Source organism: Streptomyces sp. C1-1, assembly GCF_050214755.1.
In the GTDB taxonomy this organism is placed as follows: Bacteria; Actinomycetota; Actinomycetes; order Streptomycetales; family Streptomycetaceae; genus Streptomyces.
Genome location: NZ_CP189826.1, coordinates 5,346,017 through 5,364,845, shown reverse-complemented (window position 1 = coordinate 5,364,845; position 18,829 = coordinate 5,346,017). Strand labels below are relative to the sequence as shown.

11 protein-coding genes are annotated in these 18,829 nt (G+C 73.5%); 6 read left to right on the top strand and 5 right to left on the bottom strand.

The window, feature by feature from the left end; all coding sequences use genetic code 11:
- Nucleotides 1-104 precede the first annotated feature (104 nt).
- Nucleotides 105-653 carry a MarR family winged helix-turn-helix transcriptional regulator gene (locus tag ACQF4J_RS24530; RefSeq protein WP_351563640.1) on the bottom strand — a complete coding sequence of 183 codons (549 nt, stop codon included), beginning with the start codon at nt 651-653 and terminating at the stop codon, nt 105-107.
- A 145-nt stretch (nt 654-798) separates the two neighbouring features.
- Between ACQF4J_RS24530 and ACQF4J_RS24525 the strand changes: the two genes are divergently transcribed.
- On the top strand, nt 799-2,079 hold the full coding sequence (locus ACQF4J_RS24525; protein ID WP_351563654.1) for an MFS transporter: 1,281 nt from the start codon (nt 799-801) through the stop codon (nt 2,077-2,079).
- A gap of 38 nt (nt 2,080-2,117) precedes the next feature.
- Here ACQF4J_RS24525 and ACQF4J_RS24520 read toward each other — a convergent pair whose 3' ends face one another.
- Together ACQF4J_RS24520 and ACQF4J_RS24515 are read right to left on the bottom strand one after the other, a co-directional pair.
- Nucleotides 2,118-3,770, bottom strand: coding sequence for an ATP-binding SpoIIE family protein phosphatase (locus ACQF4J_RS24520; protein WP_351563638.1), 1,653 nt, complete (start codon nt 3,768-3,770; stop codon nt 2,118-2,120).
- 232 nt (nt 3,771-4,002) lie between these two features.
- Entirely contained in the window at nt 4,003-5,382 is a 1,380-nt protein-coding gene (locus ACQF4J_RS24515) for an NAD(P)/FAD-dependent oxidoreductase (RefSeq protein WP_351563636.1), read from the bottom strand.
- Between the two features lie 382 nt (nt 5,383-5,764).
- On the opposite strand from ACQF4J_RS24515, the gene ACQF4J_RS24510 reads away from it, so the two are divergent.
- Entirely contained in the window at nt 5,765-6,535 is a 771-nt protein-coding gene (locus ACQF4J_RS24510) for a TetR/AcrR family transcriptional regulator (protein WP_351563634.1), read from the top strand.
- Nucleotides 6,536-6,951: 416 nt separating this feature from the next.
- Nucleotides 6,952-8,865 carry a sigma-70 family RNA polymerase sigma factor gene (locus ACQF4J_RS24505; RefSeq protein ID WP_351563632.1) on the top strand — a complete coding sequence of 638 codons (1,914 nt, stop codon included), beginning with the start codon at nt 6,952-6,954 and terminating at the stop codon, nt 8,863-8,865.
- Here ACQF4J_RS24505 and ACQF4J_RS24500 read toward each other — a convergent pair.
- Both ACQF4J_RS24500 and ACQF4J_RS24495 read right to left on the bottom strand, forming a co-directional pair.
- Entirely contained in the window at nt 8,862-12,149 is a 3,288-nt protein-coding gene (locus ACQF4J_RS24500) for a BTAD domain-containing putative transcriptional regulator (RefSeq protein WP_427166807.1), read from the bottom strand. The genes ACQF4J_RS24505 and ACQF4J_RS24500 overlap by 4 nt on opposite strands.
- A gap of 183 nt (nt 12,150-12,332) precedes the next feature.
- Nucleotides 12,333-14,432 carry an asparagine synthase-related protein gene (locus ACQF4J_RS24495; RefSeq protein ID WP_351563628.1) on the bottom strand — a complete coding sequence of 700 codons (2,100 nt, stop codon included), beginning with the start codon at nt 14,430-14,432 and terminating at the stop codon, nt 12,333-12,335.
- A gap of 695 nt (nt 14,433-15,127) precedes the next feature.
- Here ACQF4J_RS24495 and ACQF4J_RS24490 point away from each other — a divergent pair.
- The 3 genes from ACQF4J_RS24490 (at nt 15,128) to trmB (ending at nt 18,829) form a co-directional block, all read left to right on the top strand.
- Nucleotides 15,128-16,552, top strand: coding sequence for an MFS transporter (locus ACQF4J_RS24490; protein WP_351466848.1), 1,425 nt, complete (start codon nt 15,128-15,130; stop codon nt 16,550-16,552).
- Nucleotides 16,553-16,640: 88 nt separating this feature from the next.
- Nucleotides 16,641-17,852, top strand: coding sequence for an L-2-hydroxyglutarate oxidase (gene lhgO / locus ACQF4J_RS24485; RefSeq protein WP_351802131.1), 1,212 nt, complete (start codon nt 16,641-16,643; stop codon nt 17,850-17,852).
- Nucleotides 17,853-17,956: 104 nt separating this feature from the next.
- Nucleotides 17,957-18,829 carry a tRNA (guanosine(46)-N7)-methyltransferase TrmB gene (trmB, locus tag ACQF4J_RS24480; protein ID WP_427166806.1) on the top strand — a complete coding sequence of 291 codons (873 nt, stop codon included), beginning with the start codon at nt 17,957-17,959 and terminating at the stop codon, nt 18,827-18,829.

Sequence of the window (18,829 nt, the reverse complement as noted above, 5' to 3'; positions counted from 1 at the left end):
GCTGCGGCAGGAGGTGTTGTCGAAGAGCCGTTACGGCCCCGTGGCAACCCGAAGAACATTACGGATCCGTCGGGAGCCTGTCAAGCACCCGCTGTCAAGATCTTTTAGTCCAGGTCGGTGAGGCGTCCGCCCGCGTCCGGCTGGGCGTGTTCCACCCTACGGAGCAGGCGGGTGAGGACCTCGCCCAGGGCCGTGCGCTCCTCGGCCGACAGGTCCTGGAGGAGGTCCCCCTCGAAGACCGTCGCCAGGCGCATCGCCTCCAGCCACTTCTCGCGGCCCTCCCCCGTCAGCTCGACGATGACGCGGACCCGGTTGGACTCGTCCCGTTCACGGGTCACCAGTCCCTCGGTGACCATGCGGTCGATCCGGTGGGTCATCGCGGCCGGCGTCAGGCCGAGGCGCTTGGCGAGGTCGCTCGGGCCCATGCGGTAGGGGGCGCCGGAGAGGACGAGGGCCTTCAGGACCTCCCACTCGGCGTTGCTGATGCCGAGGGCGGCGGTCTGCCGGCCATAGGCGACGTTCATACGGCGGTTCAGCCGGGACAGTGCCGAGACGATCTTCTCGACCTGGGGGTCAAGGTCCCGGAACTCTCGCTGGTATGCGGCGATCTGCTCTTCGAGTGTCGGCTCCGTGGCGCCGGGGGGCTCGGCCATGCGCGCAGTATCCCACGCCCCTCCTTTGCCTCGAAGTCCTTCATTATGTACTCTTTAGCATCGAACTTTAGGTTTGAAGTCTTCACTCCTAAGCTCTTCGGAGCGGGACTTCCATCAGATGAGAGAGGTGAACGTGACCAGGGCGATGGGCGCAGCGATGCGCCGGATCCACGTGGGCAACGCACTCAGCGCGTTCGGGCTCGGCTTCACCGTCCCCTACCTGTACGTCTATGTGGCGCAGGTGCGGGGGCTCGGTGCCATGACGGCGGGGATGGTCCTCGCCGTGTTCGCCGTGGCCGCGTTGTTCGTGCTGCCGTTCGCCGGGCGGGCCATCGTCCGGCGCGGTCCGTTGCCGGTCCTGATCGCCGCCCTGGTCACCGCCGCCGTCGGATCGCTGGGACTGGGGCTGGCGGGTACCGCGGCGACCGTGCTTCTGGCGGCCGCCGCGCTCGGGGCCGGGCAGGCGGTGATGCAGCCTGCGCTGGCGACGATGATCGTGGACTGCTCCACCGCCGACACCCGCTCGCGCGCCTTCGCCACGCAGTTCTTCCTGCAGAACCTCGGGCTCGGCGTCGGCGGGCTCATCGGCGGTCATCTTGTGGACGCTACGCGCGTCGACTCCTTCACCCTGCTGTTCTCCATCGAGGCGGCGATGTTCCTGGTGCTGGTGGGGGTGATGGCGACGGTGCGGATGCCGCGCTCGCCGCGCATCGAGGGCGCGCCCGCCTCCGCGGGCAGGGGCAGCTGGAAGCAGCTGCTCGGCAACCGGGCCATGGTGCAGCTGTCCGTGCTGGGCTTCGTGCTGTTCTTCGCCTGTTACGGCCAGTTCGAGTCGGGGCTGAGCGCGTACGGCGTCGAGGCGGCCGGGATCTCCACGTCCGCGCTCGGGACCGCGCTGGCCGCCAACACCCTGATGATCGTCGTCGCGCAGTTCGCCGTGCTGAAGTTCGTCGAGCGTCGGCGTCGGTCCCGGGTGATCGCCGCTGTCGGGCTGATCTGGGCCGTGGCGTGGGTCGTGGCCGGGTACGCCGGGCTCGGGCACGGCAGCCGGGAGATGGCGACGGCCGCCTTCGTGTCGACGTACGCGCTGTTCGGGCTCGGGGAGGCGATGCTGTCGCCGACGGTCGCTCCGCTGGTCGCCGATCTGGCACCGACGGGCATGGCGGGGCAGTACAACTCGGCGTTCGCCCTGGTCAAGCAGCTCGCGCTGGCGGTGGGGCCGGCGGTGGGCGGGCCGATGGGGGCCTCGCTGCACGCGCCGTACGTCGTGACGTTCCTGCTGTTCTCGCTGGGCATCACCGTCCTCGCGCTGCGGCTGGGGCGGCGGCTGACCGTCGTACAGGATCAGCCGTGGCTGGCGAGGAGCCGGAGCCGGGTGGTGGCCCGGGGCGGGACGTCCGCGGGGGCCGTGGCCGCGGAGGCGTGAGCCGGCCGCCGTGAGCGGTCAGCGGCACCGGGCGGCTGTCAGGGCGAGCCCTTCGGCAGGACGAATTCGCACCATACGGCCTTGCCGCCGCCCGGTGTCCGGCGCGAGCCCCAGTTCGAGGCGATCGTCGCGACGATGGCGATGCCCCGGCCGGACTCGTCGCCCGGTTCGGCGCGGCGGCGACGCGGCAGGTGGTCGTCGCCGTCCGTCACCTCGATGATCAGGCGGCGGTCGGTGCGGCGCAGCCGTAGCCGCATGGGCGGGGTGCCGTGCTGCAGGGAGTTGGCGACCAGCTCGCTCGCCGCGAGGACGCCGAGGTCGTGCAGGTCGGCGGGGAAGCGCCAGCTGGTGAGGACACCGGAGGCGAAGGCACGCGCGCGTGGGGCCGCTTCGACGCCGCCGAGGAGTTCCAGGGCGGCGTTGCGGAAGAGCTCGCCGTCGTGGCCGGTGCGGGCCGGGTGCTGAAGGACCAGGACCGCCACGTCGTCGTCGTGGTCGGCGGTGACCCCGGCCGAGCGGACCAGGCGGTCGCAGACCACCTGAGGGGTGCCCGTCGCGCCGGACAGGGCGGCCTCCAGAGCGGCGATGCCCTCGTCCAGGTCGGCGTCGCGGCGCTCCACCAGGCCGTCCGTGTAGAGCACCGCCGTGGAGCCCGGGCTGAGCGGGACGGAGCCGGAGGCGTGCATCCAGCCGCCCGTGCCGAGGGGCGGGCCGGTCGGCTCGTCGGCACGCTGGACGGCTCCGGTCTCGTCGCGGACCAGGATGGGGAGATGGCCGGCGGAGGCGTACACCAGCCGGCCCTCGTTCGGGTCGTGGATGGCGTAGACGCAGGTGGCGATCTGGTTGGCGTCGATCTCCGCGGCGAGGCCGTCGAGGAGCTGGAGGACCTCGTGCGGGGGCAGGTCGAGGCGGGCGTAGGCGCGGACCGCCGTACGGAGTTGGCCCATGACGGCCGCCGCGCGGACGCCCCGGCCCATGACGTCGCCGATGACCAGGGCCGTGCGGCCGCCGCCGAGGGTGATGACGTCGTACCAGTCGCCGCCGACCGCGGCCTCCGTGCCGCCGGGCTGGTAGGTGGCGGCGATGCGCAGGTCGTCGGGCTGTTCGAGTTCCTGGGGGAGGAGGGAGCGCTGGAGGGTCACCGCGGTCTCGCGCTGGCGGCGTTCGCTGGCGCGGAGGCGTTCGGCGGCCTCGGCGTGGTCGGTGACGTCGGTGGCGAAGACGAGCACGCCCGCGTGGTCGGCTTCCGTGACCGGGGTGCAGGTGAAGGTGTAGGAGCGGCCGTCGGGGGCCTTGCGGGACTTCAGGGTGCGGGGCTTGCCGCTGCGCAGCACCTGGTCGAGGAGCGGGAGCAGGCCCAGTTCGGCGAGTTCGGGGAGGGACTCGCGGGTGGGCTTGCCGAGGGGACGCAGGCCGAAGGCGGTCACATAGGCGTCGTTGATGTACGCGACCCGGTGATCGGGGCCGTGCACGAGGGCGACCAGGGCGGGGACGCGGTCGAGGACATCGCGGACGGGGAGTTCGTCCACGGCGGGCAGGTACGGGGCCTCTTCGGTGAGTTGTTCGGCGCGGGCCGAGGGGACGGAGCCCGCGCCGTCGGCCGGGCGGTCCGGGGCGACCGTGTGGTCGGTCCGCGCTGCCGCGCGGCGCTGCGTTCCGGGGAGCCGGGCGCTCCAGCGCGTGAAGTTCACGAATCCTTGCCTCGTGTCGTCGTCTCCGGCGTCTTCGGAGTCCTGGCGCGGTTCCGGTCCCTGCCGGAGGAGTGGGGCGTGATGCCCCCGGGGTGCAGCACGGTGGGGTGAGCCTCTTGGGTTCGAAGGGTGAGCGGACGCTCGCCCTGGGGCGGGGATCAGTCTGGCAGTGTGGCCTACCGGGGCGACATCCTTCAGACGTCCCCCCGGTCGGTGGAGTTCCTGGATCCGGTCAGGACGACCCCTTCGGGTCGTCCGCCGGATCGGTAGGAGGCTTTCCACCGGCCGCGAGTTCGAACTCCGCTCGGGGATGTTCGAGCGAGCCGAGTGAGACGATCTCCCGTTTGAAGAGGCCCGAGAGGGTCCATTCCGCGAGGACACGGGCCTTGCGGTTGAAGGTGGGCACCCTGCTGAGGTGGTAGACGCGGTGCATGAACCAGGCAGGGTAGCCCTTCAGCTTGCGCCCGTAGACGTGTGCCACGCCCTTGTGCAGACCGAGTGAGGCCACCGAGCCGGCGTACTTGTGGGAGTACGTCTCCAGTTCCTCGCCGCGCAGCGCGTGGGCGATGTTGTCGCCGAGGACCCTGGCCTGGCGGACGGCGTGCTGGGCGTTGGGGGCGGTCTCCCTGCCGGGTTCCCCGGCGGTGACGTCGGGGACGGCCGCCGCGTCGCCGGCCGCCCACGCGTGCGTGGTGCCGTCGATCGTCAGCTGGGGGGTGCATTTCAGCCGTCCTCGCGCGGTGAGCGGGAGGTCGGTGGCGGCGAGCAGCGGGCTGGGTTTGACACCGGCCGTCCAGACGACCGTGCGGGTCGGGAAGCGGGCTCCGTCGCTGAGTACGGCGATGCGGTCGGCGCAGGACTCCAGGCGCGTGTTGAGCCGTACGTCGATGTTGCGGCGGCGCAGCTCGGTGACCGTGTAGCGGCCCATCTCCTCGCCGACCTCGGGCAGGATGCGGTCCGAGGCCTCGACGAGGATCCACTTCATGTCCTCGGCCTGGACGTTGTGGTAGTAGCGCGTGGTGTAGCGGGCCATGTCCTCCAGCTCGGCGAGCGCCTCGACCCCGGCGAAGCCGCCACCGACGAAGACGAAGGTGAGGGCCGCGTCGCGGATGGCGGGGTCGCGGGTGGAGGAGGCGATGTCCATCTGCTCGATGACGTGGTTGCGCAGGCCGATGGCCTCCTCGACCGACTTGAAACCGACGGCGTGCTCGGCGAGGCCGGGGATGGGCAGCGTGCGGGAGATCGAGCCGGGCGCGAGGACGAGTTCGTCGTACGACAGCTGCTCGGCGCCCGCGCCCTCCTCCTCGGTGGCCAGGGTGGTGAGGGTGGCCGTGCGTTTGGTGTGGTCGATGGAGCGGACCTCGCCGACGACGACGTGGCAGTGGTCCAGGACGCGGCGCAGCGGGACGACGACGTGCCGCGGGGAGATGGCGCCGGCCGCGGCCTCGGGGAGGAACGGCTGATAGGTCATGTACGGGTCGGGAGTGACCACCGTGATCTCGGCCTCGCCCCGCGCGAGTTCCCGTTTCAGTCTCCGCTGCAGACGCAGGGCCGTGTACATCCCGACGTAGCCACCGCCGACAACGAGAATGCGCGCACGTTCCTTCACCATCCCATGACGCACCCAGCTCTTGAGTTTGTCCACAGCCTCGACCATTTGTGTGACCGCGGGCCGGGGATCTCCGGAGTTGGCCGAATTGCCGGAGTGCCCGGAAGGAGCGCAGGTCAGTGGGTGTGCGCCGGGGGGACCGGAGGGGTGCAATCGGGACGTATACGACTCGTGCTCCGATCGGGGGGCGCTCCGTGCGGAACCTGCCCCTTCTGAATTGACCCCCTCTCAACTATGTTCGTGTGTCGACGGGGTGTAGGGGGATGCGCTTCATCGGATCCGAAGTCCGCGACGGGCGGGCCGACGGTCCTGCTTCTCCGCACGCTCCGGCATTCAGTGGCGGGGAGAGTCTCCGGGGGGAGACGTCATTACCGGGGGAACGCTTATGCATGTTCAGGACTCTCATTGGTCGTCCGCGTCCGCACTCGCGGCCGGCGGCATGATGAGCGCGGCGGCGGGCAACGGACGCGGGGACCAGACGCGTACGGCGCCGCTGCGCGTGGACGCACAGCGCAATCTGGAGCACGTGCTGCGCGCGGCGCGCGAGGTCTTCGGCGAGCTGGGGTACGGCGCGCCGATGGAGGACGTGGCGCGGCGCGCGCGGGTGGGTGTGGGGACCGTGTACCGGCGGTTCCCGAGCAAGGACGTCCTGGTGCGGCGGATCGCCGAGGAGGAGACCTCTCGGCTGACCGACCAGGCCCGGGCGGCGCTCGGGCAGGAGGACGAGCCGTGGTCGGCGCTGTCGCGCTTCCTGCGGACCTCCGTGGCGTCGGGCGCCGGCCGCCTGCTGCCGCCCCATGTGCTGCGGGTCGGCGTCGCCGAAGAGCACGACGGCAGGACCGTCTTCGACGAGGCGCGGGTGCCGCAGCAGCGGACGCAGCCGGGCGCAGGTGAGCTGCGACTGGTTCCCGAGAGCGGTTCCTCGGGGAGGATCGCGGACGACGACGCGGGCGCCTCGGCGCTGCTCGATGTCGTGGGGCAGCTGGTGGAGCGGGCCCGGGCCGCGGGTGAGCTGCGGGCCGACGTGTCGGTGTCCGACGTGCTGCTGGTGATCGCCACCGCCGCGCCCTCCTTGCCGGATGCGGCGCAGCAGGCGGCGGCTTCCGCGCGGCTGCTGGACATCCTGCTGGAGGGGCTGCGGTCCCGGCCGGTGTGACGGTCGCGGGTGGGCGAGCGCCCGGCTCCTGGCCGGGTTCGGGTTCCCACCCGCGCCATCCGTCGGCGGCCGCCGGCCGCGTGTCGGTCGGCCGGTGCGGGTGGCGGGTCAATCCGTCGGCCGGTACGGCTCACTCGAAAAGGTGACTCCGAGGCGTGGGCGCCGAACGGCCCGCGCCTCCCGCGTACGCCGACGCTCCAGGCGGGACATATCCGATCAATCGGGCATCCTGGCCAACTGCCGCCGCACAGAGATCAATTGAGGCTTCCCCGAACGGGTGAAAGCTAGTACTGGTACGCGGCAGGTCCCCACGGACGAGTGGAAGGACCACCCGGCAGGGGTCCTGACCAAAAGCCAATATGGCACTCTGACCCGGTGTTCGGGACCGGTAGGGCAGGCGGCGGGGGCTTTCCGCGATGAGCGTTGACGGGCGGGACGAGTCACTCGGCGACGGGGACGCGGAAGACGGCGCCTCGCCGCGGGTGCCGCTTCAGGGGGGACGCCCCTCCATTCCGGCCCAGGCCGGGGAGCCCGTCGAGGGCAGCGTCCCGGCCCAGCGCGCCCGGCGGGAGAACGGCGGCGTCCTGCCGCCACCGAGGGATCTGCCCCCTTCCGACGCCGATCTGATCGAGCGGATGCGCGCGGGCGACGACAGCGCCTACGAGGCGCTGTACCGGCGTCACGCCGACGCCGTACGCCGCTACGCCCGTACCTGCTGCCGCGACGGCCACACCGCCGACGACCTGACCGCCGAGGTCTTCGCCCGCGTGCTGCAGGCGGTGCGCGGGGGGCACGGCCCCAAGCACGCCGTACGCGCGTATCTGCTCACCTCCGTCCGGCGGGTGGCCGCCGGCTGGACCAAGTCCGCCAGGCGTGAGCAACTCGTCGACGACTTTGCGCTGTTCGCCGCGCAGGCGGCGCGTTCGTCCGAGGTCGCCGACCACGACACCCTGGATCTCGGCGCCGACGTGCGCGCCATGCACGAGGCCGAGCAGTCCATGGCGATGCAGGCATTCCGGTCGCTGCCGGAGCGCTGGCAGGCCGTGCTGTGGCACACCGAGGTCGAGGACGAGTCGCCCAGCGAGATCGCCACGCTCTTCGGGCTGGACGCCAACGGCACGCGCGTGCTCGCCTCCCGCGCCCGCGAGGGCCTCAAGCAGGCCTATCTGCAGGCCCACGTCAGCGCCGCCCTCGTGGCCGACGAGGAGTGCGCCCGGTACGCCGACCGGCTCGGCGCCTACGCGCGCGGCGGCCTGCGCACCCGTGCGGAGCGCGGGCTGCGCAGGCATCTGGAGGAGTGCGCCAAGTGCCGGCTGGCCGCCGGTCAGATCAAGGAGGTCGCCGGCGGCATCCCGGCCGTCGTACCGGTCGCGGTCATCGGCTGGTTCGGCGCCGCCGGGTACGCCAAGGCGCTCGGCCTCGTCGCGGGTGGAGCCGCCGGAGCAGGTGCGGCGGGCGCGGGTGCGGCCGCGGCGACGGGCGGCGGCTCGTCCGGCGGAGCGGGCGCGGGTGGCGGCGCGGCGGCCTCGGAGGGGCTGGGCGCGGCGGTGAAGGCCGGCATCGCGGCCGGCGTCGTCGCCGTGGCCGCCGCCGTGGTGGCCCTCGCCCTCGTCGGCAACGACAGCCCCGCCAGAAGGCCCGACGCCAAGCCGCCCGTCTCCTCGCCGGTCGTGCGGCCGCAGTCGCCGAAGCCCTCGACGAAGCGGCCCGAGCCGACGCCCCCGGCGATCGTGCCCGCGGACGCCCCCACGCCCGCACGAACCCCGACACCCCGGCCGACGCCCACGCCGACACCGACGCCCACTCCCCCAGCCGCCCCGAAGCCCAGGCCGACGCCCACGCCCGAGCCGACGCCCACGCCCACCCCCACACCGACCCCGCCTCCACCACCCGCCCCGGCCGTCTACGAGTGGAGCGAGCTCGACTACGACGTCAGCGGCGACGGCACCGAGCCCGAGATGCGGATCGGTCGGAGCAGCTGGGTGTGGCAGCGCTACGGCCTGTCCGTCGACGACAAGTGGTACGCCCATGGGGTGAGCGTGCACGGCCGGTCCTCCGTCACGATCGACCTCAACCGCAGCTGCACCGCCTACGACGCCCTGGTCGGCATCGACGACATGACGGCGGGGCTCGGCAAGGTCTACTTCTCCGTCTACGCCGACGGCACCCGGCTGTGGCAGTCGGGCCTGGTGGAGGCCGGTGAACCGGCGGTCCCGGTCCACGTGAACCTCGCCGGGCACCGGACCGTGCGGCTGGTCGTCGAGCCGCGCAACGGCTTCGACGCGCTCACGCTCGCGGACTGGGCCGAGTCGAGGTTCACCTGCTCCTAGGCCGTATCGGCCGAACCGCTGCGCAGGGCCTCGTCGAGGTCGGTGAACAGTTCACCGGGGCCGAGGGCGGCGCCCGCGGCGTACTCCGCCTCCCACCGCCGGTCGCCCAGCGCGGCACGGGTGGCCGCCTGCGCGCGCTCGGCCTCGGCGCCCTCCGGAGCCAGGCGTGGATGACCGTCCCGCAGCCGGTCGGCGGCAGCCAGCAGACGGGCCACGCGCGCGTGGTCGCCGAGATCGGACAGCACGACCGCGGTGCCGTCCAGGAGCGTCGCCGTGACCGCGTCGGCGCAGCGCCGCTCCACCGACTCCCGCACGGTGTCGACCAGTTTCGCCAGTCCGAGCCGCGGACCGGACTCGACGACCGTCACCATCGCGTCGACCGCGTCCAGCATCACCATGAACTGCGGCGGCGGCGAACCCCGTTGGGTCTCCGCCCGGGCCGCCTCGCACAGTTCACGCGCCCGGACCGTGTCCTTGTCGTCCAGCGCCAGATGGGCCCGCATGAGCAGGACGAACGCCCGGGAGTCGGCCACGCCGTAACGGTCGGCGGCGTCCGACGCCTCGTCCAGCGCCCGCTCCGCACCCGGCCGGTCGCCCGCGCGGTAGGCGAACTCCGCGAGCCGGGCGATCAGGAACGGCGTCTCCGCGTACGCGCCCACCTCGTAGGCCAGGCGCAGCGCCTCCTCGTACTCGCCCTTGGCCTCTTCGTACCGGGCCCGTGCCATGGCCGCCTCGCCGGCCGCGCTGCACACCTGGGCCCGCATCCACCGGTCGCCGACGCGCCGGCTGATGGTCCGCAGCTCGGCGAGGTCCTCGTCGACGCCCTTCATCCCGCCGGGCGAGTCGACGGCCATGTGGGTGCGGAACATCAGGGCGACGCCGACCGCCCAGTCGTCGCCGTGGGCACGACAGTTGGCCACGGTGACGTTCATGGCGGCACGCACCTCCTCCCAGCTGCTCAGGACGAACGCGGTCACCGGCCAGACGAGCCCGGGGAAGCGGGCCGACTCGGGGCCGCCGGGCTCGAAGTACGCCCGCACGCCGGTGACGTACGCGCGCAGTGCCTCGTCCGGGGTGGCGTCCATCGGCTCGGCGTCCGACTTGAGGAAGAGGTGGAGCATCCGGAGGTTCATCCGGAGGGTGCGCAGGGGGCCGGGCTCCTCGCCGTCCGGGGCGGCCAGGCAGGCGTCCACGGGGTCGACCGAGGTGTCGTACGGGTCCACGCCCGCGCTCAGGCGCAGGGCCCGGTCGACCCAGCTCGTCGCCTCGTGGCGGTAGTTGCGCAGCCACCAGAACCAGCCCATGGCCAGCGTGAGGGCCCCCGCCTCCTCCTCGACGCCGGAGGCCAGGGCGCGGTCGAGGGCCGCACGGATGTTGTCCAGCTCGGTCTCCAGGCGGGAGATCCACGGGAGCTGGCCGGCCGAGCGCAGGCGCGGCTCGGCCTCCGTGACGAGCGCGCGCACCCACGCGTGGTGCCGGCGCTCGGCGGCGGCGCGCGGCTCGGGGGCCTCGGCGGCGCGCTCCGCGGCGTACTCGTGGATGGTCTCCAGCATGCGGTACCGCATGGTGCCGGAGCCGCTCTCGTCGTAGGGGTTCTCGTACGGGGCGGCCACGATCAGGGACTTGTCGACGAGCGCGCCGACCAGGTCGGCCGCGGGGCCGGTGCACACGGCCTCCGCCGCCTCCAGGTCCCAGCCGCCGGCGAACACCGAGACCTCGCGCAGGACCGTCCGCTCCCGCTCGTCGAGCAGGTCCCAGGACCAGTCGACGACCGCGCGCAGGGTCTGCTGGCGGGGCAGGACCGTGCGGCTCCCGGAGGTCAGGAGGCGGAAGCGGTCGTCGAGGCGGTCGGCGATCTGCCTCGGGGTGAGCAGCCTCAGCCGGGCCGCGGCCAGTTCGATGGCGAGCGGCAGGCCGTCCAGGCGGCGGCAGATCTCCTCGACGGCCGCCCGGTCGCGGAGCGCGGTGTCCGCGTCGGGGCGGACGGCGGAGGCGCGCTCCTCGAACAGGCGCCGTGCCTGGTCGGGGACGAGGGGTTCGACCGGGCGCACCGACTCGCCGGGGACGCCGAGGGGTTCGCGGCTGGTGGCGAGGATCGTGAGCCCCGGGCAGTGGGTGAGCAGCGTCTCGGCGAGGGCGGCCGCCGCTTCGATGACATGTTCGCAGTTGTCAAGGATCAACAGTTCGCTGCGCGGGGCGCAGTACTCGACGAGCAGGGCGAGCGGGTCGTCCTGCGGGGCCGTCAACTCGGCGGTCATCAGCACGGTCTCGCGCAGACCGAGCGCGCTGACCACCGCTCCCGGCACCGCCTCGGGCCGGTCGAGCGGCGCCAGTTCGACCAGCCACGCCTGCGGAAGCCCGGCGGCGGCCTCCTCGGCGAGGCGCGTCTTTCCCGAGCCGCCCGGTCCGGTGAGGGTGACCAGCCGTGCCCTGTGCAATTCGGAACGGATGGCGTCGAGCTCTGGTTCCCGGCCCACGAAAGAGGTAAGCCGCGGACGCAGGTTGCCGGTGCGGGTGGGGGGTCGGGGGCGGCCGGGCGGCGCCGGTGGCTCAGCGGTCCGGATCTGCGGTGCCGCGAGGAGTTCGGCGTGCAGGGCGCGGAGTTCGGGGCCGGGGTCGGTGCCGAGGTCTTCGGCCAGGGCCCGGCGGGTGGACTCGTACGCGGCGAGGGCGTCGGCGGTGCGGCCCGTGTCGCGCAGGGCACGGACGAGGAGGGCGTGCAGCGGTTCGTCGTACGGGTGGGCGGCGGTGAGTTCCCTCAGGTGCGGTACGGCGGTGTGGGCGCGGCCCAGACGCAGGTCCGCGTCGACGCGGGCACGGGTCGCCTCCAGGTGGAGGGCGTCGGGGCGGGCGGCGGCGGTGCGGTCGGGCAGGTCGGCGAGGGCGGGGCCGCGCCACAGGGCCAGGGCCTCGTCGAGGACGTCGGCCGCGGTGCCGGCGTCGTTGCGGGCCAGGGCCGCGGTGCCCCGGTGGACCAGGTCCTCGAAGACGTACAGGTCGACGTCGTGCTCGGTGGCCGCGAGGCGGTAGCCGCCGGGGGCGGAGGTCACGGCGTCCTTGCCGAGGGCGCGGCGCAGGCGGCCGACCAGGGCCTGGAGGGCGGCCGGGGCGTCGTGCGGCGGGTCGTCCGTCCAGACCTCGGCGATCAGGGCGTCGGGGGTGGTGACACGGCCGGGGCGCAGGGCCAGGGCGGTCAGCAGGGCGCGCAGACGGGGACCGGGAACGGGCACGACGACGCCGCGCTCGTCCTCGGCCTGGGCGACGCCCAGAATCTTGTACCGCACCGGATCATTGTGGCCGGGAGGCACGGGAGGGGGCACGGCGTTTGCCGGGCCGGGGTGTCAGGCACCGACGGCTGAACAACCGCGCGGCGCCCAGGTCGGGCCTGGAAGAGGCCGCACATGGGGCGGACAGGGAAGGCGGGTCGGCCGGGGCGGGCACGGGACGCCCTCCTCCGGGTCACCCCCTCACGCGACCCCCGCCCCGCCCCCCGATGCCAGCGCGCCCCTCTTCGGGCGGATGCCTGCGGGGACCGCGCGTTGACGGGCCGGGGTGCCTGTCCAGCAGGTGCCTCGGCGGGCCAGGAGGCGGCGCAGCCACAGTTCGAGGGAGACCAGGTCGGCCAGGCCGTCGAGGGGCAGCGGCTCGCCCTCCGCCGCGGCGCGCAGGGCCTTGCGGACGACGCGGGCCTCCACCAGGCCGGCCTCCGCGAGGAGGGGAGTGCCGAACAGGGCCATCAGGGAGTCCGTGGAGACCCGCAGGCCGGTGCGGGCCGCGACCGCCGCCGGGGCGTGGGAGGGGGCGCCCCAGCCGGGCGGGAGGTCGCGTACACCGGCGCCCTCCAGGACGGTGCGGAGGATGGCCGCGCGGGCGCCCGGCTGGACGCGCAGGGCCTCGGGGAGGGCGCGGCAGGCGCGGACGACCTGGTTGTCGAGGAAAGGGGCGTGCAGGCGTTGGGAGCGGATCTCCGCAGCCTGTTCCAGGACGCGGATGTCGGCGGCCTGGCGGGCCAGCGCGGCACGCGCCCGGTGGTCGCCGGGGCGCTGGCCGGGGCCGATGCCCGAGCGGCTCGTCGACGCCTGCAGGCGAACCGATACTTCAGCCAGGGCCTCGCCGGTCAGCCAGCGTGCGGCAGGGCCCGGCCTGGCCCAGGCGAGGGCGGCCAGGGACGCTCCGACGGCGCCCCCGGGCTCGTCGAAGCGGCGCTGCAGGAGGCGTTCGGCGAGCAGTTCCAGGCCCGCCCCGTACGGGGTGCGGGCCAGCCGGCGGGCCGCGCCGTACACGCGCGCGGGGACGAACACCGAGCCGTCCGCCTTGGCGAGCGCGGCGACGGGGCGCACGAGATGCCGGCGCTTGCGGTCCATCAGGAGGTCGGCCAGGCGGGCCGGGTGGGCGTCCAGGACCTGCCGGGCGCCGTAGCCGGTGAGGTGGTCGGCGCTGCCCGACGCCAGGCGGACCCGGTGCCTCGCGGCCGTCACCAGGGACTGGCCCGGCTCGTCGGTCAGGGGGCCGTCCAGGTCGGCGTACGGCAGGCTCTCCTCGCCGCCGGTCACGACCACGTGATGCAGACGGGGGTTGGCCGCGAGGGTGCCCGCGCGCTCCAGTTCCGCCTCGCGACCGCCGACGGCCAGGTCGTTGAAGGTGACCGCCAGGAGGCGTTCCCCGGCGCCGGTGCCGTGCCCGAGGACGGTGCCCGGCATGCCCGGCAGGCCGGCGGCGAGCAGGGCGAGCGTCCCCGACGCCGGGCCGCCGGAGAGGTCCGCGCCGATCCCGGCGACCGGCATCCCGCGCGCGGCGCGGCGTTCGGCGGGCCCCATGCCGGGGACGGGTCCGGGGTCTATGTCGGCGCCCGGGACGTGCCGCGGTGCCGACAGACGCGCGCGTACCGCCTCCACCAGCGCGTCGCGCACGGCGTCCACCGCGCTGTCGGGGTCGGCCGAGGGCGCCGCCACGGCGAGGGAGGCGACCGGCTCGTAGCCGGCGATCTCGCGCGCGCCGGTGCGCAGGATCAGTGCGTGCCCCGGCGGAATACGCCGTACGCCGTCGTACGGGGTGGAGTCGTGCAGCGCGGCCGGCACGTCCGGGGCGGCGAGGAGGGCCGCCAGATGGCCGAAGTCGAGGTTGGCCTCGATGAGGTCGGCGAGGGGGAGCGCGGCGGTCGCATAGGCCGTGCCACCCGCCCACGGGGTGTAGAAGACCGGTCGGGCACCTGCCAGATCGCCGCAGACGGTGATGCGGCGGCCCACCTGGACGATGGCCGTGTAGCTGCCCGGCCAGGCCGTGAGATGACGCAGTGCGCCCCCACGCGCGGCGAACAGCGCGACCCGCAGCTCTTCGTCGGAGGCGCCGCAGGTGCCCAGGACCGCGATCCGGGTCTGGGGGTCGGCCCGGACCACCCGCACCTCGTCGGGGCGCCAGTCACCGACCGCCCACAGCGGATCGGGGTCGCCCCACAGGAGTTGGGAGCCGACCGGGTGCACGGTCTCGCCGTCGCCTCCCGTGGCCCCCGCGGTACCGATGCCGGCTGTCGCCGGGGCGGTGCTGCTCCATCCCACCAACCACCGCATCGACGCCTCCACGGACTGTGGACAACCAGTGCACCGTACGAACCGGTTCACCATGCTGCCATGAAGAACGCGCGGTGGAGGGGCCGTGGAGCGGCTTGTGATCCCCGGAACGCGCCGGGGCGCTCCCCCTCACGAGGGCGATCCGGCGGCCCGGACACCCCTGCCGACCAGGGCGACTGCGACGTGAATGCGCCCCCGCCGTGCGCCCCGAAAACGCCGTTCGCGCCCTCAAGTGCCGTGGTGGGAGCGGTAATCGCCGCGTGAATGCAGGGTCGATTTTCAGCCAAATTGGCTACGCGGGGACAGGTGTGGACACGCTCTGTACAGGCTTCGCACACCGTCAACTCCTGCGCGCAGCCCGGGAGACGGAGTGCGCCTCCCGGACCGGTCCGCCACCCGCGGGGATGGAGGTGGCGGTGTCCCCCAGCCCACTGGATCCAGTACAGCGGGCCGACCCACGCACGATCCATGGAACCGCTCCCTCGGTGGCCGGAGAAGAGCGCACGGCCGGGCGCACGGCCACACAACGGGAGCACGGCGCAACTGCGCGTATCGGACCCGTACTTCAGTACGGACCACAATCCCGCCATCCGGAACAATGCCCCTTAACGCTTGGGATGCGGCGAACTACGCTGGGTTTACGAATGCCGCGTGGTTATGCCAGCGCGGCAGCCGTCTGTGTCGAGGGGTGGCGCATGTCCAGGGAGCAACGCGGGCCGAACGAAAAGCTCGGCGCCGTTCTCGCCCTCGCGGGAATCAGCAACGCAGGCCTCGCCCGTCGCGTCAACGACCTTGGCGCACAGCGCGGTCTGACACTTCGCTACGACAAGACGTCGGTGGCGCGCTGGGTGTCGAAGGGCATGGTGCCGCAGGGTGCCGCGCCCCACCTCATCGCGGCCGCGATCGGCCAGAAGCTCGGCCGCCCGGTGCCGCTCCACGAGATCGGCCTGGCGGACGCGGACCCCGCACCCGAGGTGGGCCTCGCCTTCCCCAGGGACGTCGGACAGGCGGTGCGGTCGGCGACGGAGCTGTACCGCCTCGACCTCGCCGGGCGCCGGGCCGGCTCCGGCGGCATCTGGCAGTCGCTGGCCGGATCGTTCGCAGTAAGCGCGTACGCAACGCCCGCCTCACGGTGGCTGATAACACCGGCCGACTCGTCGGTGGCGCGCGAGGCGAACTCCGCGGAGGGCTCGGGCGCACCGCTCAAAGTCGGCCACAGCGATGTGCAGAAGCTGCGGGAGGCCGCCGAGGACGCCAGGCGCTGGGACTCCAAGTACGGAGGCGGCGACTGGCGTTCGTCCATGGTGCCCGAATGTTTACGGGTGGAGGCGGCACCGCTGCTGCTCGGCTCGTACTCGGACGAGGTGGGCAGAGCGCTGTTCGGCGCCTCGGCGGAGCTCACGCGGCTCGCCGGGTGGATGGCGTTCGACACCGGGCAGCAGGAGGCCGCGCAGCGGTACTACATCCAGGCGCTGCGGCTCGCCCGCGCCGCCGCCGACGTGCCCCTCGGGGGCTATGTGCTGGCGTCGATGTCGCTCCAGGCGACGTACCGGGGCTTCGGCGACGAGGGCGTCGACCTCGCGCAGGCCGCGCTGGAGCGCAACCGCGGGCTGGCCACGGCCCGCACCATGAGCTTCTTCCGGCTCGTCGAGGCGCGGGCACACGCGCGTGCGGGAGACGCGCAGGCGGCGGGCGCGGCGCTGAAGGCGGCGGAGGGCTGGCTGGAGCGGTCCCGGGAAGGCGACAACGACCCCTCCTGGCTGGGCTTCTACTCCTACGACCGGTTCGCCGCGGACGCCGCCGAGTGCTACCGCGATCTGAAGGCGCCACGTCAGGTACGGCGCTTCACCGAGCAGGCACTGTCGAAGCCGACGGAGGAGTTCGTGCGCTCGCACGGACTGCGGCTCGTCGTCTCGGCGGTGGCCGAGCTGGAGTCGGGCAATCTCGACGCGTGCTGCGAGCAGGGGGTGCGGGCGGTGGAGGTCGCCGGGCGCATCTCGTCGGCGCGCACCACGGAGTACGTGAAGGATCTGCTGCACCGGCTGGAGCCGTACGGGGACGAGCCGCGGGTGGTGGAGCTACGGGAGCGGGCCCGGCCGCTGCTGATGGCGCCGGCGTGAGGGGCGCCGCTCCGCGGCGATGCGGTCCTCCGCGTTTGAAGTGACTGTCAGTGGCGCAGTGCACTATCGGTAGTGGGAGGTGGTGCAGGTGCGTGCCGACGTCGCGTACGACTGTGACGTGCTCGTGATCGGCGGGGGGATCGTCGGGCTGTCCACCGCGTATGCGATCACGCGGGCCGCGCCGGGCACCCGGGTGACCGTGCTGGAGAAGGAGGGCGGCCCGGCCAGGCACCAGACGGGACGCAACAGCGGGGTCATCCACAGCGGGATCTACTACCGGCCCGGGTCGCTGAAGGCGCGGTACGCGGTACGGGGCGCCGCGGAGATGGTGAAGTTCTGCGCGGAGTACGGCGTCGCGCACGCCGTCACCGGAAAGCTGATCGTCGCCACCGACAAGGCCGAGCTGCCGCGCCTGCACGCACTGGTCCAGCGCGGCCGGGAGAACGGCATTCCGGTACGTGAGCTGGGCGCCCCGCAGATCGCCGAGTACGAGCCGGAGGTCCGCGGGCTCGCGGCCATACACGTCGGGACGACGGGCGTGTGCGACTTCGTCGGCGTGGCCCGGCAGCTGGCCCACGGCTCGGGAGCGGAGATCCGCTACGGCGCCCGGGTCGAGCGGATCGACCGGCGGGCCGGGCTGGGGGTCGCCGTCCGCACCCGGACCGGCGACGTCGTACGCGCGCGGGTGCTGGTGAACTGTGCCGGGCTGTACTGCGACGAGGTGGCCCGGATGACCGGGGACGACCCGGAGATGCGGATCGTGCCGTTCCGGGGCGAGTACTACGAGCTGGCGCGGCCCGAGCTGGTGCGGGGACTGGTGTACCCGGTGCCGGACCCGGCGTTCCCGTTCCTCGGGGTGCATCTCACGCGCGGGATCGACGGGGGCGTGCACATCGGGCCCAACGCGGTGCCGGCGCTGGCCCGTGAGGGCTACGGCTGGGGCGTCGTACGGCCCCGGGAGCTCGCGGGCACGCTCGCGTGGCCCGGGTCCTGGCAGCTGGCCCGGCGGCACTGGCGGTACGGGGCCGGAGAGCTGCGCCGCTCGGTGTCCAGGACGGCGTTCACGACGGCGGTGCGCAGGCTGCTGCCCGCGGTGACGGCGGACGACCTGGTGCCGACGGCCGCCGGTGTGCGGGCGCAGGCGGTGCTGCGGGACGGGGCGCTGGTGGACGACTTCATGATCAAGGAGGGGCCGCGGGCGGTGCACGTGCTGAACGCGCCCTCACCGGCGGCCACCGCCTCGCTGCCGATCGGGCGGGAGGTGGCCAGGAGAGCGCTGGCGATGCTGGGATCGGTGTGAGGACGGCTGCGACCGGTGTGAGGACGCCGAGGCCGGGGCCGGTGTGAGGCCTGCGGTGCCGGGCGGGCCGGGCGGGCCGGCGTCCCCGTAAAATCGACCCCACTGTGTCTGACTCCCACAACGCCCCCGAAACGCCCCGGCCCGCCGCTCCCGCCTCCGTGGAGCCCGCCGGGCGGCCCGCGCACGTCCCCGGTGCCTCCGTCCGGCACACCCGGGCCAAGGGGGAGCCCCGCTTCCCGGACGGGCCCAGGGCCGACCCCGCCGGTTCGCACTTCGAGCGGCGGATCCGGAGCTTCCAGCCGCGGCGCAGCCGGGTGACCGCCGGGCAGGCGGACGCGCTGCAGCGGCTGTGGCCCAAGTGGGGGCTGGACATCGACGGACAGCGCGTCATCGACCTCGCGGAGCTCTTCGGCAACGACAACCCCGTCGTCCTGGAGATCGGCTTCGGGATGGGAGAGGCCACCGCGCAGATGGCCTCCGCCGACCCGGGCACCAACATCCTCGCCGTCGACGTGCACACCCCCGGCCAGGGCAACCTGCTCAACCTCGCCGACCAGAACGGCCTGTCCAACGTCCGGGTCGGCAACGGCGACGCCATCATCCTGCTGCGCGAGATGCTCACTCCCGACGCGCTGGACGGGCTGCGCGTGTTCTTCCCCGACCCCTGGCCGAAGAAGCGCCACCACAAGCGACGGCTGATCCAGCCGGAGTTCCTCGACCTCGCCGCCACCCGGATCAGACCGGGCGGGATCGTGCACTGCGCGACGGACTGGGAGCCGTACGCCGAACAGATGCTCGAAGTCCTCACGGCGCATCCGGAATTCGCGAACACGCGGTCCGACGGCGGTTTCTCGCCCCGTCCGGACTTCCGGCCGCTGACCCGTTTCGAGGGCCAGGGACTGGACAAGGGACATGTCGTGAACGACCTGCTCTTCCGTCGCGTACAGCACCACAACCAGCCCCCCACCGGCGCCTGA